General features: G+C 66.4%; 11 protein-coding genes. 1 reads left to right on the plus strand and 10 read right to left on the minus strand.

The annotated features are described in order from the left end of the window. Positions 1–2: 2 nt before the first annotated feature. The 3 genes from RB614_RS03210 to RB614_RS03220 all read right to left on the minus strand — a co-directional run bounded on the left by RB614_RS03210 (position 3) and on the right by RB614_RS03220 (position 3,149). Positions 3–1,082, minus strand: a complete 1,080-nt coding sequence (locus RB614_RS03210) for a hypothetical protein (RefSeq protein WP_308710787.1) — start codon at positions 1,080–1,082, stop codon at positions 3–5. A gap of 5 nt (positions 1,083–1,087) precedes the next feature. After that, on the minus strand, positions 1,088–1,591 hold the full coding sequence (locus RB614_RS03215; RefSeq protein WP_308710788.1) for a DUF4365 domain-containing protein: 504 nt from the start codon (positions 1,589–1,591) through the stop codon (positions 1,088–1,090). A 622-nt stretch (positions 1,592–2,213) separates the two neighbouring features. Then, positions 2,214–3,149, minus strand: a complete 936-nt coding sequence (locus tag RB614_RS03220) for an HNH endonuclease (protein WP_308710789.1) — start codon at positions 3,147–3,149, stop codon at positions 2,214–2,216. Positions 3,150–3,246: 97 nt separating this feature from the next. Here RB614_RS03220 and RB614_RS44580 point away from each other — a divergent pair, with 97 nt between their 5' ends. Beyond that, positions 3,247–3,495, plus strand: a complete 249-nt coding sequence (locus RB614_RS44580; protein ID WP_487379821.1) for a hypothetical protein — start codon at positions 3,247–3,249, stop codon at positions 3,493–3,495. Here the strand turns inward: RB614_RS44580 and RB614_RS03225 are convergent. The 7 genes from RB614_RS03225 to RB614_RS03255 all read right to left on the minus strand — a co-directional run bounded on the left by RB614_RS03225 (position 3,393) and on the right by RB614_RS03255 (position 16,900). Beyond that, the gene (locus RB614_RS03225; protein WP_308710790.1) at positions 3,393–4,439 is read right to left on the minus strand and encodes a phospholipase D-like domain-containing protein; all 1,047 of its coding nucleotides are present in this window, start codon (positions 4,437–4,439) and stop codon (positions 3,393–3,395) included. The two genes, RB614_RS44580 and RB614_RS03225, sit on opposite strands and share 103 nt — an antisense overlap. A 94-nt stretch (positions 4,440–4,533) precedes the next feature. Beyond that, positions 4,534–5,145 carry a DUF6431 domain-containing protein gene (locus RB614_RS03230; RefSeq protein ID WP_308710791.1) on the minus strand — a complete coding sequence of 204 codons (612 nt, stop codon included), beginning with the start codon at positions 5,143–5,145 and terminating at the stop codon, positions 4,534–4,536. Positions 5,146–5,233: 88 nt separating this feature from the next. Continuing rightward, positions 5,234–7,735 (minus strand): AAA domain-containing protein, encoded by a 2,502-nt coding sequence (locus tag RB614_RS03235; protein WP_308710792.1) that lies wholly within the window; start codon positions 7,733–7,735, stop codon positions 5,234–5,236. Between the two features lie 71 nt (positions 7,736–7,806). Next, positions 7,807–8,019: a hypothetical protein gene (locus RB614_RS03240; protein ID WP_308710793.1), complete on the minus strand. Its 213-nt coding sequence runs from the start codon at positions 8,017–8,019 to the stop codon at positions 7,807–7,809. Between the two features lie 464 nt (positions 8,020–8,483). Further along, complete coding sequence (locus RB614_RS03245; protein WP_308710794.1) at positions 8,484–9,470, minus strand: hypothetical protein; 987 nt, start codon at positions 9,468–9,470, stop codon at positions 8,484–8,486. Positions 9,471–10,415: 945 nt separating this feature from the next. After that, positions 10,416–11,168: a pentapeptide repeat-containing protein gene (locus RB614_RS03250; protein ID WP_308710795.1), complete on the minus strand. Its 753-nt coding sequence runs from the start codon at positions 11,166–11,168 to the stop codon at positions 10,416–10,418. A 20-nt stretch (positions 11,169–11,188) separates the two neighbouring features. Next, a complete protein-coding gene (locus tag RB614_RS03255; protein ID WP_308710796.1) occupies positions 11,189–16,900 on the minus strand; it encodes an RHS repeat domain-containing protein in 5,712 nt (1,903 codons plus the stop codon). Positions 16,901–17,279 lie beyond the last annotated feature (379 nt).

The raw sequence follows: 17,279 nt of genomic DNA on the forward strand, positions 1-17,279 counted from the left end.
ACTCAGTCGATGACGTCGAAGCCCTCGGCCGGCACCAATTCGATCCGGCCGCTCGTACTGGACAGCTCGCCGGCGATGCGGACCAGTCGGCGTTCATGGTGTGCGGCGCTCGCACGTTCGTACGTCGTCTCGTTCGGTAGCCGGACCCAGACCTTTCGGCGCCTTGCGGGTCCGGATGTGGTCTGCAGCTCACCGCGCACGCTGATACGCCAGCGCTCGTCGCTTCCGGCACCGTTGTGCAGCGTCTCGATCACACCGGAGACCGTCGCCTGTCCGGACGCGTCGAGGTGGCGCAGGTATTCGGCTGCCGCTTGCAGCAATGCTCCGGAGCCGGCCGGAAACCGCAGGACCCGAGCGCCCACTTCGACGGGCACGGCGCGACCCCAGCGAAACCCGATCTCAAACGGCTGCTCCTGGCCGATACCACTCAGATCGCTGAGTGCTCGACACAGATTCGCTGAAACACCGGCGATAACCGCGTCGCCGAACGCCGCCGGCCGATTCGCCGAGACCGCCGTCTGAGCGGCTGCGACGGCTTCGTGCATCTGACCGAGCACCGCGCGCCCTGACAAGTCACCTGGCAACGCGATGGTGGCGGACAGCCGGACTTCGACCACGTAGCTACCGGCTCGAGAAGGCCCAAACTCGGCGATCTTCAACAGATCGGACACGGCGCCAGGAGAGCGACCCGCGAAGGTGAAATGTGGACCTTGCATCACGGTCCGGGTAGCAATGGCCAGCAGATCGCGTACGCCTTGGACAGTCTGAAACCCGGCGGCGACCGACGTGTACCCAACCGCGTGTCCGGCAGGAAACGTCCGCACGTACTGGGTGTCAAGGTCGGGGTGAGCGATCTCCTCGGCGATTTCCCGAACCGGGCGATCCTCCAGAACCGACAGGCAGCGCAGGATCTCGTCGACCCGGGCCCGCGCGTCCCCGAGGCCGTCACGCGCGGGAACAAGGATCTCGAAGTCGCCGGGGTGGCTCCAGATGCCGGCACCGTTCCAGTCCCTGGGTGCGCGGCGCCACCCCGTCTCTGCGAGATACGTGGTGATGTCGGCGACGCGCAACGTGTTGGCCATTGGGGTCACCAATCCGTCGGAGACTCGGTCAGCCTCCGCAGGGCTTGGGCGGTCAGGACGTTGACCATCGGCACGACCACTGGACGGGTGCGTCGCCTATCTGGCTGAGCGATCTGCTGTTCGGACCGGAGCGAGACGTAGTAGCCGAGGTGGCGGAGCAGAATTCCCTCAGGCCGAGACGCGGCATAGTCGGCCGAACGTGCCGGCACACAGATGAGGAAGAGATAGCGCGGCACGCTGAAATCCGGCCCTGCGAGCTGGTTGAACTGCCATTCGTCGAGCCCTCGGTAGTGCAGGCTGCCGGCCGGTCCAGTGGGCTTCGACCAGGTCTTAACCTGCGCTTCGATCATCGGCGAAAACACCCGGCCATATCGGCCCGTCGCACGGAAACCCAGATCGACCCCGTCGACGTCGATATCTTCCTTGAGCACTACGAGACCGGCGGCAGAGGCGAGCACCCGGACGTAGTCCTCGCCGAACTTGCCCTGATGCTGCTTGGCGTCCAGCATCCATCCTCCCGCGCTGCCAACCATGAGCCAGCGGTAGTCGGAAGCCTACGTCCGGCATTGGCCATTGTCAGTATTGAGGCTGAGTAGTCAACCCGACTCGACCAATCCTGGCGATCTTGGCCGCGATCAGGTAGGCCCGAGACCGGGCTGACGGCGGTTCGCTCAGAAGATCACTGTGGATTGGCGCGGACTCAGACCCCTAAGCCTAGCTAGCGACTGAGGGCCCACGGGGACGCCGAACTTGCCAGCCCGTTGGAGATCGGCACACCACGATGCGGTCGATGTGATCCTCGAGGGATGACCGCTGCGACAGCTTCGGCCGCAGCATGGGCGAGTTGTGGCGGCACGCTGGTGTACGGTGTTCGCGTTGAGGCAGGCGCAACCCGAGGTCATCGACGACCAGTCCCCCTGGTGCTGATCAATGGCCACACTCTCGTCGAGCAGGTGGTCCGGATGGCAGCCGCCGATCACGACAACGATCTTGGCCCGCTACTGCTCGCGGCCGCGGGCGGGTACGAGACCGCCGTGACTCATCGCCGGCCCTGAGGAGATCCTCTTCGGGTGACCGGGCATCCAGGCGCGCCGACAAGTGGCGAGCACCTCAAGGCACACGGACGAACGGTCAGGCAGCCTTGAAGACCGTGTCCAGGTGCCACTCGAGGAACTCTCGGTTCGGTCTGTCGGCACGCCGCTCGGGCACGGCTATGAGCTGACCGGCACGGGCGTAGAACTGTTCCCCGTTGCCAAACTCCGCGCGCAGCCGCGGGCTGACCAGCAGCCGATGCTTCGGATCCACGCCCAGGTACCCGCGGTCGTAGAGCGTGTGCACATCCGAGCGCAGCAGCAGACCGTTGTCCAGCCGGTGCTCGCCACCCTCCGGTAGCGGTCGGATATGAGCGGCCTGAAGGACCGGCCTGATCCTGCCGCCGGTGACCGCGCAACGGTGGTGGTAGGCGCTGAGGACGACGGCTTGGAACGATTGCTGTCCCAGCCGTTGTGGCGTCAGGCGCGCATCCCCGTACACCGGCCCAGGGCGATGCCATGGCATACCGAGATCAACCTCGACCGGGCCGCCGACCAGACGGGCCAGCAACTCGGCAAAGTAGCCCTCGTACGAACGCACAGCCAGGTCGTAGCCCTTGCCCTGCACGACGTTCGGCGCGAACTCGGGCGGAGGGTCAGCCAACGCGTCCTGGGAGAAGAAGACGACGTCGCGGACGAAGACGCATCCGATCACCGGGTCCTCGTGGGGGTGAATCGGCACCCGCCGGTACCGGCCGACCCTAGCGCGCAATCGTTCGAGGCTGTTCACACCGTTTGCTTCGGCGAACAGTTCCCACGCCGTCGAGATCGGCAACTGTGCGAAGCCGCTGTAGAAGCCGCCTCCGACGACCCGGTTGTCCGGGTAGTGGGTCTTGAAGAAGAACGGCTCACCGGGAGTCAAGACCCGGAACTCGCGTCCGCCTCCGGGCCGCCAGAAGTTGACCTCGGCGAGGGACGGCCGAGCGGCCAGGAACCGGTACCAGTCGCCGTCCGTGACCCCGACATAGGCCTTCACGCCGGCAGTCTGCACCACGCAACGTCAGTACGCCAGCACCTCGCTGCGAGCCTTCCGTCCAGCCAGGCAACATGACCCGAAGCGGCAAGGACTCACGCTGGTCAGGCCGCGCGTACGTCTTCACCACGCTCCCCAAGCCTGCGGCGGATATACCTGCGGCTTCCTTCTTCGGTGTGTGCATTCGCTCTGTGCGATAGCCGCCGCAGCGCGGGGGTTGGTGCAATCCGCCCGGGACGATCTGGGTCACGCAGTGGAGTTGCCCGTCCCTGGTTTTGAGCCCAAGACGATGTCCTGCGTCCATCCGCCGCGGCCGCTCGCGGATCGCTTTGGACATTTGTCCGCGTAGCACCGCCAGTACCATGTCCCGTTTCGCCGCCGGCGAAGGTCGACCTTATTGAGGCCGCAGGCGCCGCAGGGCGGCTGGCGGGCGAATTCGTTGGCGTGCTCATGTTCGAGCAGCTTTCGGGCGAAATTCGCGCCCCGCATCGTCACCATCACTTCACGGGTCCAGCGCTGCGAGAGCACATTTTGGCTGCCCAGCAGTACGGTCCGCTCGTCGATGATCACGATCTTCTGGTGCATGACGTTGACCTCGACGACGGTCTGAAGGACCGATCGGATGTCCGCCAGGAACTTCTGGTGCTCGGGCTCACGCTGCACCTTGTCGCCGGGATCGCGGACGAAGAGGGTGACGTGGACGCCGCGGTCGACGGCGTCGCGCAGCATGGGCAGGACGGATTTGACGCGAGTGGTGGTCCACGGCGCCCACAGCCAGATGGAGCGTCGTGCGGATGCTAGGTGCTCGGCGAAGGCGTCGTAGAACGTCCGCTCGTCGTGGATGTCCGCTATACGGACATGTTGGGACAGCAGGTCGGCGAGTTCCCCTGTAAAGGTTCCAGCAAGCCTGGCCAGATCGTCGTCGGGTGCCGTCGTGGGCGTGACCAGCCGGTTGGCGCGGACAACTCGGACCCGCTGCTCCTGGACGAGCTGGGCGATTTGGCCGAGGGGCGTCCCGGGCGGTGAGGACTGGATCCTCTTTCGGCTTCCGATGAGATAGAGCCGATGCTGCGTGCGGGTGATGGCGACGTTGAACAATCGGGCGCCGGTTCGCTGGAAGGTGTCCCCGCTGCGCCTGGCCTCGGCCATCCAGCGGCTGTCGTACTCGTCTTCGACCAGGTCGAATATGACGATCGGGAACTCCCGTCCCTGGAACCGGTTGTTGCGCGGCGTTCGTGATGAGGATGACGGCGACGTTGGAGGTGAGTATGAACGATGCGGGTTGGTGCTCACGCTGCCGCGGCGATGCTCACGGTGCCGGTGACGTCGGTCGATGTCGGCTGTTCGGGTTTGTGGACAGACTCGTCCCCTGCTGTGGCCGTGTTGATCAGATCGGAGTCAGTAGCCGCCCGCGGGTGAACGCGCCGATCAACGTCCATGCCTCGGCGTGTCGGACGTACCGGCGACGCCAAGCGGCCACTGCCGCGCCGAACGCGGCCAGCGCATCGCCGAGGTCGGTGGGCTGCGCGGCCAGGTCGGCCAGCACCTCGGGGGCCAGCAAGGCGGCGTGCCGTACAGCCTGGTGGCGCAGCCAGGCCAGGTGGTGGCCGCGAGCGGCGCGCAGCCAGCGGCGCACGGTGGCTGGTGGGCGGTCAAGGTCAGCGGCGATCCGCCGCCAGCCGCGCCCTCGGGCTTTGGCCACCAGGGCGGCGCCGATCACCTGCGCGGCATCGGCTCGGCGCGGCACCAGGGTGCCGGGCAGCAACACCTGCGTGGCGCGGCAGCCGGTGCAGCGGGCCCGGCGTGGTCGGACCAGGGTGGTGGAGCCGTCGAGCTGGCGGACCCGGCGGCTGGTTGCATGCGCCCAGGGTCGTAACCGCCCGCCGCAGTGCGGGCAGGCCAACCGGCCGGTGGCCAGGTCGGCGTCGACCTGGCCGGGGTCGGCCACGATGATCACGCTGGGGTACTCCCACCACGAGTAGACAGCCTTGCCTACCACACCCGGGACAGCCAAGGGGTCAACTCGTGTTGGCCACCATCGCCACCATCCGTCTACAAGGGATAGTCGAGACGCCCGGCCGACCCCGTCACCATGAGCAGCAACCGGACGAGACAGATCCGACGGGCACCGCGCGTCGCACCCATTCGGCGCTGTTCGTGTTCACCGTGCCGCCGCAGACCGGCCTGTTCGACCGAGTTCCTCGTGCTCGCCACGAGCGACGTCGCATGCTCATCTCCAACGCCGGACAACACCGGTGGGCGGTGCCGACTTCGGTCACCATGGTTGTTCCGGTCTCGTGGTCCCGCAACGCCTCCAGGGTCGCCTCGACCTGAAGGCCGTATGGCGTGACTATGCCGGTGCGTTCACCTCGCGCCTGGTGGTAGTCGGCCAGCACCCGCGCGAGCAGTGCCCCGGCCGGCCACCATCCCTTGATTGGCCCGTCGGGCCGGACCCGGGCGATCTCGCCGAGTTCGTCGACGTCGATGAGCAGGATCTCCGGGTCATTCTCGGCATGTGGCCGGATCGAGTCACCTGACTTGAGGCGACCGTCGTAGGCGACCGTGTTGGCCAGCCCCATGATCTCTGGCCCGAAGCGGTGCTGGAGGTATAGCGGGGTGCAGCCGGGATGCCGATCGGCGTCATCTGCCGAGGCGATCCGGCAGTGTGCGAACACGTCCGGGATCAACCACCTCTGCACGTCCAGCCGATCCGTCGTCCTGACCTCCTTGTTGTCCAGGACCGCGCCAAGCTGCATGAAGTCGCCGAAGAGGACCGCGGCCCGGGCGGCGCGGGACACCGCGAGCAGCACCTCGGGGAGGTTGGCTGCGCCGACCTCGTCTACCAGAACGACGTCGTACGGCCCATCCATGAGGGGCTTGCTGGTCCGTAGCCGAGCGAGCGTGGTCGCGACCAGGCGGGCGCTGCCGATGATCTCACCTTCAGCGTCCCGACTCAGGCGCGTGTACTGCTCTTGCACCTTGGTGTACTGCTGTTCAAGCCGCCCCCAGTCACTCGCGGATGCGCTTACCCGGGTACGGAGTACGCGTGCTTTGGCATCGAGGGTGAGCAGCCCGCGCAGGTTCGCGTCCTCGACGAGCGTGCGTTGCGCCTGGGTCGGTGTCTCGGCCTCCGCAGCGAGCAGGCGCTGCTGCGACCCGTCGAGTGCGTTCTCGGCCGCGCCGACCATCACAGCCAGCCGCTCCAACTCCCGCTGCGCATCACGCAACGCCACCTCCGCCTGCTGGAGATCTGGACGGTTGCAGCCCGCTGAGTCGGTCAATTGCCGGATGCGTTCTTCGGCCTGCCGCCGTTGTCGGGCGACGAGCTCCCTTGCCTCACGCGCCCTCAGATGGGCTTTCTCCGCCTGCGCCCGGGCTTGCTCTTGATCAATGGACAGCTTCCTCAACCGCCCACGATCCCTCAGCCGCGAGAATCTACGCGTACCAGTCAGGTTTCTGATCTCTGTGTTGATGAGATCAGTCGCGTGATCGGCACGGAGTGCCTGAGCGGCCTGCCCGTCGGCGGCCGCCTCCAGTTCGGTCAGGCCCTCGTGCAGGCGGTCGATCTCCCGATACGCCCGGCGAGCCGGTTCGAGCGCTTGCCAGCTCCGTTCGGCAGCGGCACGACGCCCGTAGGCATCCGTCATCTGGGTCCGCGCAAGCCGAAGTGCCTCACGCGCTTGCGATGCTTCGGCTGCCAACCGAGGTATCGAGGCCGAGGTGGCCATGGCACGCCGTGCGACGTGGTAGGCGTCCGCGTCGAAGCCGGCCAGAGCGCTCTCAAGCTGGGCCAGCTCCTCGCGCTCCATGCGGATGCGCACCAAATGCCGCTCGATTCGGTCGCGTTCCCGTTTCACGGACTCCAACCGCTCTTCGACCAGGACCGGCAGGCAAACATCGGGATGTGCGAGCACCTCCGGATGGTGGGGCGGACCGACCCGCAGAAGCGTGCCGCGCCGGTGCCGCCGACTCTTCACCGCGCCGAGCAGTGCGTTATCAACGGCGATGTTGGTCGCTGAGACCAGCAAGACACGTTTCCCATTCCGTACCAGAGTGTCGATCGCCTCGGTCAAAACCCGGGTCTTGCCGGTCCCGGGCGGACCCCACACGAGATGTACGCCACGGCCCAGACACGCCGAGTAGGCGGCGTCTTGCGCCCCCGTGAAGCCGTTGACGTGCTGGCTGTTGCCTGGTGCTGAGGTGAGCCGCCCGGCGGCGAGGTCATGCGCCAAGCCTGCGTCGTTCAGCCCGGCGATGCCTTCCTTGAGCTTCACGAGCAAATGCGTAGGCGACTGCCTGCTCTGCCAGAGTTCCGGCTCATCCAGCTCGACGAACTCTGGAGCCCGGAACCGGACTATCTCGCCGTCCTGCACGGCCTCCAGCAATGCGTAGGAAGGCCCAGCCTCGGGTCCTGCCGGTCCGGCCAGCCGAAGCGCCTCCACCTGATCGATCCCGGTGAATCGCGAACCGCGCAGATCCACCGAGTACCACCCCGGCTTCGTCGCGCGCGCACGCCCGATCCGCAGCGATCTGCCGACCCGGCTTGGTCCGCCCTCAGCGTTGATCCAGAAATCGAGCGCACTGCCCACAAAGTCACGCCAGTCCGGCAAGACCGACCCCCAACGCGTCCAGCAAGCATCAGCGAGATCACCGTTTGCAACTATCTGAATACTAACGGTTCTGGATCTGACCTGGGGCTCGAGCGACTCCGTGACCAGCACTGCGGGTGAAACTCGTAGCCTTGGTCGACGTCGTTGAACTCTCTGGTGTGCTCCTCGCCGGTGTCGACGACCTTCCAGGTCACCCTGTAGGCAATCGGGACTCCGTCGATCTCCCACCTGCCGGTCGCGGCGTTCCACTGCTTCTCGCCCACAGGTCCTCCTCGGCCGGTCGTGAGGGATCCAGCGACAGGGCCGTCTTCCGCCCAGTAGCAGGGCCCTCCGGGCCTCGTAGACTGGCCAATACGCGGAGTTCCTCGGCGCATCCAGGCTGAGAACGCCCGCCGAGGCGCACGGTTCCGGTCGGTCCGTGCAGGACGTGGTCGAGCCGATTCATGACGCCGTGATGACGGCACTGCGCACGGCCTCTTGAAACCCACCCACCTACTTGCCGTGGCCGCCCGGGGCGCAGTTGGACCAGGTGGTGCCCCGCCTCGGCGGCGAGGCGGGTAGTCGTGTTGGTGGTAGCCGAGCGCGGTGGCGACGATCGGGGCGGGCAGGTCGAGAACGTGCTGGCGGATCGCCGCAGCGCGGGCCGCGCATGGCCCCCGGGACCGAAAGGCGAGCCGTTGGTCCGACAGCAGCTCCACCCGGTGAACCGGGCCGCCTGCGACCGTGGTCAGATCCGTAGTCGGAAGTCCTCGATGCGTTGTCGGACGAGCTCTGCGGGGTCGCCGCCGGCGCGGTGGGTGAGCAGCATCTGGTGGTAGTCGTCGTCTCCGAGGCCGATGATGAGCTTGTTGTAGAGCAGCCATTGTTCGCGGCTTGTCCACCGTGCGTCCTGGGCAAGGCCGATACGGGTGAGCAGCATGCCGACCAAGCCGGTGCCGTGGTGGCTGAGGTAGTTCGCCAGCTGCAGCACCTGTTCCTTCTTGATGGGGGCGCTGTAGTTCTTGGCCTCGGCGACGATGAAGTCACCGCGGTAGTGCAGGCGAAGAAAGCCCCAAAAAGTGTCAGCCGGCGCGTAGTTGGGCAGCACGAGGTCTCGGCGGTTGACGCCGTTCTCGTTGCTGCTTTGCGGGATGACCGTGTTCAGCGGTGGCACGAACAGCAGATTGAGCACGTCTTCGGCGAACTGCTCGAAGGCCGACGCGCCGCCCTTGCCCTTCGGGATCGCGATCAGGCGGCGTCGCAGTTCGTCGGCAGGCTCGCGCTCGGCGGGTCGTTCCTCCTCCGGGACGGCCAAGAACGCTGGTGTGGTCACGCCAACCCTGCGGGCCATGCGCTGCAGGCGTTCTCCGTCCCATATCTCTACGCCAGCGTCCTGGACCTTCGCATGACGCTGGGGCAACAGAACGCCCGGGAAGGCAAGAACGAGTCGTGGTTGATGTTGTGGGCCGTGATGCTGCTGATACGCCGTGCCCGCTGCCCGAAGCTGCTCGACAAGTTGTTGTAGCCGGTGAGTGGTCTGCGGCGTCTGGGACTTCGCCTCGACCAGCAGCGGCCGGCTCTCGAACTTTGCCACGAAGTCAGCGTCGATATCAGCCGATCCAGGCGTGCCCCGCTCGGCCTCGATATCGGAGACGCCAGGCCACGCAGCGAGAAGGTCGCGCATGAATTGGATGAACAGCCATCCGTTTCTGGCAGCGCTCCGTTCCTCCATCACGCCGACTCCTCACGCTTCGTCTCCACGCCGGTGATCGCTTCATTGCGACCTGTTTCGGTATCTCGGCCAGCCGGAAGCCGGCAGCATGCCCGTGGATCTCGCTGACCGACACAGGGCAGTAGAGTACCGCCCGCCCGGCACGGACAGGTTTGTCGACAAATTGTCAAGCTGCTACGGGTCTCGACGCTCAGCGATTCGCAGGCCTGGGCTCAGGCGCTACGCCTGCGCGGGAGCGGCCGAACACCCGGCTGACACGCCGTTCAGCGACCGGAATCTCGGGATAGCTCAACCGATCGGCTGCGATCCCACTGTCACGGCCCCGCCTGGCTTCCACGCCAGCCACGTCTTGGCCGGATTCGTTGCCTACGGCCGGCTGGGACCTCCGTTGCCCGGTCGCCGAGCGTGGAGCAGGCCAAGCCACACAACGGCCCCGGCCGACGCTCAGCCTTCCGCAGCAGGTAGCTTTCGGCACGGGTGATCAGCGGCGTAACGGGTGACGCCCAGCATTCCCCCCGTTGGACCACTGGATCACCCAGCCACTATCCATAAGGGACACTATGGTGCGTTCACAGTTCGAGAGTCGGGCGTCATGAACGTTCCGGCATTGTCGGCAGGAGGTTCGCACGTAGCCTTTGGGTGGTATGTACCATTCTGGCGGTTCGCCCAGAAGAGGCGATAGCCGCAAGTCACACGCAATGGGTGCCTTTTGAGGATGAGCCCGATCGACCAACGGGTAGGCGTCCGGGGTACACCGAGATCGCAGTCTGTGGGACGAAGCTGGACGTCGCGTCGCACTCGGCGCAGCCGAGCGGCCCGTAGGTGCGCCAAGCGCCGATGCTGCAAGCGGTGTCATTCAGCAGCAGACGCCGCCAGGTCCGATGACGCACCTCCGAGCGTCGGAACAATCGATGCTCTGCCGAGTGCTACGCGAGCGCTCGAGAAGGATCAGCTTTTCAGCTCGGCCACGGCTTGGGCTACGGCATCCGCCACGGCTGGGCCAAGCGTCGGGTCCTTTTGGTCCGCAAGACCTAGGAAGACGTTCTGCTGCCCGGATTCAGCGTCCTCCAGCGCTACGCGGAGCTTTATCCGGGCTCGCCGCTTGTCCCGCCCATCATTCGGCCAGCCGTCGATGATCTCCATTGCCCGTGGTAGCACCCGCGTCGCGTCAGGAACGACGAGATGGTCCGGTCCGCTCGGAAATCGCTGTTGGTTCAGGTCGATCCCGTTACGGAACGCGATGTTGTCCAGCTTGGCCGCACTGAAGTCGTTCCCACGAAACTCCAGCTCCTCTTTGGGGTTGGGCACCATGCCCTCGTATCGCAGCACCTTGCCGATGAAGATCGCGTCCTTCAGGGTACCGGAGAATATGCAGTCGATGAACTCGCCACCGCCTTGACAGTGGAGACCGTCCACCAGTACGTCACGGAAGGAGCAACGGACAAAGGTTGCCCGGCCGGAGCGCATGTGCTTCAGCCGCGCCTTGTCGAACATGCAGTCGATGTACTCGCTGTACTCGCCGCCTGCGCCGAAGGTGCCGCCTTGGGCGACCCGGATGCCGCTGAAGTCGCAGCGGGTGAACCTACTCCCGGCGACCGCGAGGTACCGGATACGGCGGAGTGCGAAGTCAGCCTCGGTCAGGTCAACACCTTCCAGTGTCAGCTCCTCGCCGGCGGATCCTGCTGGTCGTCGCGGTGCCACACGTCCTCCCGTGGCCGGACTTAGCGTGGGCGGCCAGGCAGCCGCCCTGGGCGAGGATAGAACACGTACGTCGCTGTCCGGTAGGCGGGATTCGGGCGCCTCCAGTGCTCCAGGAAGCCTGGTCTGGTGGTCAACTCGACTCGTACGCCTGTCTTCTTGTCCAACCAGTCAGGGTTATGTGAGCGGAAGGTTTGGAAGCGCGTGCCGTGCGTTACTTCAAGGTCGTCTGCCACTGCGTTGTGCAAAGCGGTACCTAGCCACCGTCGCGACTTCTTGAAGTCGCCATCCTCGATCTCTTGGTAGTACTGCTCTTGCTCTTTTGGACCGAGGTTCTCCTGAATGAGCCTGTCCCAGCCCTTGGCTAGTTGCCGGTCTACGGCCTCGCGTACAAGGTTTCGGGATTCGGTTCGTTTGGCGTATCCGGGTCGCTCCGGGGTGTCCGGTCCGAAGACCTCGGGAGTGTTGATGCCGACGACGGTGGCGATCGATGCGAAGTATTTGATCGCCTCGATGCAGTTCGGGACCCGGTCGCAGAATTCTTTGTCGATGACGGTCTGGTATTGCAGGTATAGGTCTTGTGGCAGGTCAGCGGGGTCGCCGGTCGCCGACTCTTTCAGGTAGGCTTTCCACTTCTTCTTGGCCTCGGCCTCGGCGTCGTAGTATTCGCGGATCCACTCAACGCGTTGTTTTTCCTGTGGTGAGAGTGGCTTGGGCCGGTTGTCGACGATCTTTGAGCTGCCGTCCGGCTGTGGGATCGCCTTGACTAGGCCGTAGTCGTCGCCGATCAGTACGCGTCCGTCTGGGTCGCTGAACGTGATGGGGTTGTTGTTGGCGTAGACGTAAGCGTTCCATTGCTGGGGATCGTTCAGGTCCTGGACCGGATCGACCGAGATGAACCGGCCGACCTGCGGGTCGTACTCACGCGCGTCCAGGTGAGTGAGACCGGTGTTGTCGGCGGTGCCGCCGACGAATCCTTCGCTGTTGGGCCAGGTGACGGTTGAACCGCGGGGTGCGCCGAACGGGGTCTGCCGGCGGAGGATCGCCTGCTGGGTGGTCGCGTCGACGGCCGTTGTCGCGGTGCCCTGGTGGTCCATGGAGAGCCAGGTCAACCCGACGCCGGTGCGGGAGGCGATCGGCATGTCGCCGAAGGTGTAGTAGCGGGTGGCGGTCTTGGCGCCGGTGCTGGTGGTGTAGCGGATTTCCTGGCCGGGCAGGTAGAGGGTCTTGCCGGTGGGGTCGCGGCGGATCAGCCGGTTGCCGTCGGCGCCGTATATGTAGGTGGTGACGCCGGTGGTGTCGGTGCTTGTCGCCAGCCGGTCTTCGGAGTCCCAGGTGAGCGTCTGGGTGCCTGCCGATGGTGTGGGTCTGGTGAGGGTGTTGCCGGCGGCGTCGTAGGTGTAGGACGCGGTCGTGGTGGTGCTTCCGACGGTGGTTGTCGTGCCGGTAAGGGCGTGCGGCCGCTCGGCTCCGTCAGCCGGGTAGTGGTAGCTGGTGGTCTTGTCGGCTCCGCCAGGGGTCGTGGCGTAGTCGGTCTGGGTCTTGCGGTTGCCGTTCTTTTCGTATGCCCACGCTTGCCAGTAGCGGGCCGGCCCGCCGAGTCCAGCGGTGGTGGGGTTGGCCGCGCAGTCGCCGGAGGACGGTGTCCATGCCTGGGTCATGCGACGCAGGTGGTCGTACTGGTAGCACTGGGTATCGCCGGCGGCGACGTCGTCGATCTTCTCGATGTTGCCCGCGTCGTCGTAGCCGTACTGGGTGTTGTTGAGCGTGAAGGGAGAGATGGTCTCGCGGTCGGTGCGGACGCCGGTGAGCCGGCCCGTGGCGAGATCGTGGGTAAAGTACCGGTAGACGCGAGTGCCGAGGCCGGAGAACTTGCCGGTGTACAGGGTGAGCTGGTTGACTTGGCCGAGTTCGTTGTACGCGGTGGCCGAGACGTAGCTGAGCGCCGCGCCCTGGTATGTGCTGGACGAGTGGGTCGCCAGGCCGGTGATCTCGTCGTAGTGGTACTGGACGGATTCCAGCGGCAGGTCAGCTACTGCGGGATAGTCCTGCGAACGGGCGCTGCCGTCGACGTTGTAGTCGGAGCCGAAGGCGTAGGTGCCGCCAAGTCCGGTCTCGGTCGCCGGGATGACGATCTCTTGGCTGGTGGGTCGGTAGGCGTCGTCGTACTCGGTGATCCGGGAGGTGTAGTTGGCGGTGCCAACGAACCGTACCGCCTGGGTGAGGTACCCCTTGGCGATGGTGTCGTAGGTCCAGCGGGCGCGAGTGCCCACGCCCGATTCGGCGACGGAGGTGCGGCGGCCCAGGGCGTCGTATCCGTAGATGAGCTTCTTGCCCCTGGCGTCGGTGGCTGACGATTCGCGACCGGCGTCGTCGTAGGTGCTGATCGTGGTGCCCTTGTCCGGATCGGTGGCGGTGACCTGGTGGCCGCGCAGGTTGTACGTGTAGGTCCATGCGTTGCCGGACGCGTCGGTGACCTTCGCGAGCTTGCCCTTGCGATTGAACGTGTACGTGGTGGCGTCGAAGGCACCGGTCGGGGTGGCGGCCTCGTACTGGCGGATGGCGACGGTGCGCCCGAGGGCGTCGGTGATCGTGGATGTCGCCGTGCCGCCGTCCGGTGGTGTGATGTCGGTGCGGTCGCCGCCGTAGGCGGTGGTGGTGCGCCAGCGTTCGATGGTGTTTGGCTGGAAGATGGAGGCGATGACCCGGCCGGCGCCGTCGTAGACGGTTCGTGTCTGGTTGGGCACGTCCTGCCGGTCGGTGGCCGTGTCCAGCTGTGCCGACGGCGGCACGCTGTTGAAGTAGGCTCCGTGCTCGCGCGACTTTCGGCCCGCAGTGTCGTAGAAGACGTCCGTCAGGAGGCGACCGCCTGACACGGAGGGGACCTGGGTCTGGCGTTGTCGTAGCAGGCCGTCGTAGAGCGTGTAGCTGGTCACGTATCGTGCGGCGGCGTTGAGCTTGCTGGTGACGACGACGCTCGGGACGGTGTTGCTGATCTGGTACGCGAACGTGGTGTTGGCCGTCTGGGTGTTCTTGTCCCGGCCGGGGAGCCAGACGTGGGTGAGCCGGCCGAGGGCGTCGTATGCCAGGTCCGTGCGTTTGTCGTTGGCGTCCAGTGTGGAGGTCGCCAGCCCCCATGCGGGGTTCACGGTCGTGATGACGCGGTGGTTGAGCGCGTTGGTGACGGTGGTCTGCGTGACCAGGCCGCTTTCTGCTGGCAGGTAGTCGGTCCTGGTGAGGTTGTCCAGGGCGTCGCGTGATGCGGTGACGCGGCCGCTGGAGTCGTATTCGGCGGTGCTGATGATGTCGTACGTGGTGGTGCCAGCGGTCCAGCCCACCATCGCCTCGGTGGTGGTGGCGAGTCCGCGATCCGGGGCGGTGCCGTAGGGCTTGCCGTCGAACGAGATCCGGGAGTCGGATATCACGTCGTCCGCGGTGAGCGTGGCGGGGTTCGCCGCGGCGGTGCAGCTCACCGAGTAGGACTCGTTTCTGTGAGGTACGTTCATCAGCCAGACGTCGCGGTTACGCGGCTCGAACGTGCTCTTGGCGCATGTCTCGTCGCCGGGTGTGCCGGCGTCCCCGGAGTCGTCGACCGCGATCACCATGCCAAGGGCGTCCATCGTGTTGCGCAGCGATCGCACGCGGGGCGCGCGTCCACCGTCGAGGGTCGTCCGCTCGTGGGTTGCCAGCGTGCCGGTGAACCGGGCCTCCACGAGGTCGCCGTTGACGGTCCGCGTTGCGGTGGGCGCTGACCGCCACGGCTCGACGACCTGCTTGGATACGACGGGCCCGTTCGCGTCGGCGCCGTTGTGGACGGTTGTCTCACGGGCCATGCCCGCATACGCGTCCTCGTCGTTGACCGTCGGGACTCCCGTGCCCGTGACCGGCACGTTGCGCGTGCCGGACGCCGCGCGGTCGCCGTGCATGCCACGGAAGTACGTGTTCTCGGTGTACGTGCGCTCGCCGCCGTCGCCGGTGGTGACACCGACCTTCGCGTATCCGCGCCAGCCCGACCAGGTCTTGTCGTTCTTCTCGATGAGGCCGTCGTCGTCGCTGTAGTGCCACGCCGGGTCGCCGAGGTAGCTGTACGTGTGCCGGACGGGCGGGCTGCCCTTGGGCTCTACGCCGCCGGTGTGGTCCTCTTCGTCGATGGTGTGCACGACGTACTTGTGGAAGTAATCGGTGACCGGGTCCTGGTAGCCCTCCGGTGTCCAGCGCACGGGATAGCAGCGCAGCGTGTTAGAGGCCGGAGAGGACGGCATCCGGCTGCCCGCGGCGCAGTCCTCCGGGTAGTAGTTCACGTTGATCGTGCCGCCGGACTCGTAGCGAATCTCGTCGATCCGCATCCATCTCATCGCGGCGGCGAAGTCTCCGGTGACGTCTACCCGGTTTCGTAGCTGGAGGTGGGAGAACTCCACGTCCGGCACGCTTGCCGCAGTGCCGACCAGTCCCTGGTGTGAGAGCCTTGACAGCCACAGTCCGGCCCGCGTGCCGTCGCCGGGGTCGGGGAAGGTGTGGGTGAGCGTCCACCGCTCGACGTCGTCGTACTGGGAGCCGTCCCAGATCCGGGTCGTGATCGAGGCGAGCCGCTTGGTCGACCAGAAGGTCGGGCTGTAGGTCTCGCATGTCGAGCCTGTGCACTCCTGGTCCCAGGGAGTGTCCGGCCAGTGCACCTCGTCGTGTGTTGCACAGCTCGACAGGCACCGGTTGGCCGCGGCGAAGTCGACGCGGGCCGGCGCGGTGGCGGTGAAGGTGCTGTCCACCTCCGTGACCTTGTTGTACCGCGTGCCGTATTCGACGTGGTCTAGGTAGCCGTCGCGGATGTAGCTGACGCCCTCGTTGTTCTCGAAGTCGTGCGCGTACTTGTTCGTCTCGGTCCTGTACCAGTACGACGCGGAGTTGCCGTGCACGTCGACGACGTAGTCGAGGTTCCACCGCCACGCCTGGGTGCAGCCGGAGTTGTCGAAGTCGGCCGCGTTGCACGGCTCGTTCGGGTGGTTGCCGAAGACCGGCGCGGTCCATGTCGAGTTGGTCACCGGCTTGTTGGCGCTCCAGCCGGGCAGTTTGTGCTTGCCGAACCAGTACTGAGTGCCGTCGGGCTTGGTGACGATCCAGTACTCCCCGTTGCGGGCGCCATTGTCCGCCCCGGTCAGCCGCTGGATACGCGTACCGTCGTCGTTGCGCAGGTGCCACCGGCCTTCGGTGGCGTTGAAGATCAGTTCACCGGAGCTGCCGGCCAGCGAGATGGTGGCGTTGTCCGTGGCCCAGCACTGCTCACCGGTCTCGTCGGTGTTGTTCGCCCCGCCTTCGGTGTCCTCCGCGCAGCTTTCGTACCGGCGCTCGATGAACCCGCCCGTGGTGGTCTCGAATCCCTCACCCACCCAGGACGGCTGGTTGTTGGAGGCCGCGTGCCGGCCGTCCACCGACTGGGACGAGTAGGACAGCCCGACGGTCGGTGCCACCGCTCCAGGGGCTGGCGGGATCCGCATGGGGTACGACCAGGTGAAGTCGCCGGAGCTGCCGCCCGCGGTCCAGGTCGACGAGGCCTGCAGCGACGTGGCAGTGAGGTCGCCGGCCTGGCCGGACGGCGCCGCCGCCAGAGCTATCAGCGTGGAAGGGCTCATCGGCACCTCGGCCGTGACGGTGCCAGCGGCCGGGTCGTTGCGGGTGGGCAGCGGCTCGCCCGCGCATCCTCGCCGGTGCGGTGCCCTCAGCGCGCACTCGGGCAACCGCACGAGACGCAGGCGTGAGGCCCAGTCACCGCCGTACGCCGTCTTGAATCGTCCATAGTCAACGGTGAGATCGACAGCCCCGCCCCCTGCCTTTCCGTCGGCACGGCTGGCCCGGAGCAACACGCCCGTCACCCCGGCCCTGCCGGTCGCCGCGCGATCGAGCACCTCGATCTGGACGCTCGCGGGCACCTCGACGGACCTGGCCTGGCCACGTGCCGGAGCAGTTACCCGCACGGGTAGTGTTCCGGCACGCGCCGGGGCCGACTTGGCTGCGGTCGTCGTCGGCACGGTCGCGCTTCCCGGCTCGGGCCACACCGGCGCCGGTTTGACGCCCGGGTCCGGCGCTGTGCGGCGCGGGAGTGAAGCGGACGGAATCCCGGTC

It is taken from the genome of Phytohabitans maris (assembly GCF_031085175.1).
Lineage (GTDB): Bacteria > Actinomycetota > Actinomycetes > Mycobacteriales > Micromonosporaceae > Phytohabitans > Phytohabitans maris.

Excerpts from the sequence above, each read along its gene's own strand:
- RB614_RS03210 (WP_308710787.1), bottom strand. The coding sequence starts at position 1,082 with ATGGCCAACACGTTGCGCGTCGCCGACATCACCACGTATCTCGCAGAG.
- RB614_RS03215 (WP_308710788.1), bottom strand. The coding sequence starts at position 1,591 with ATGCTGGACGCCAAGCAGCATCAGGGCAAGTTCGGCGAGGACTACGTC.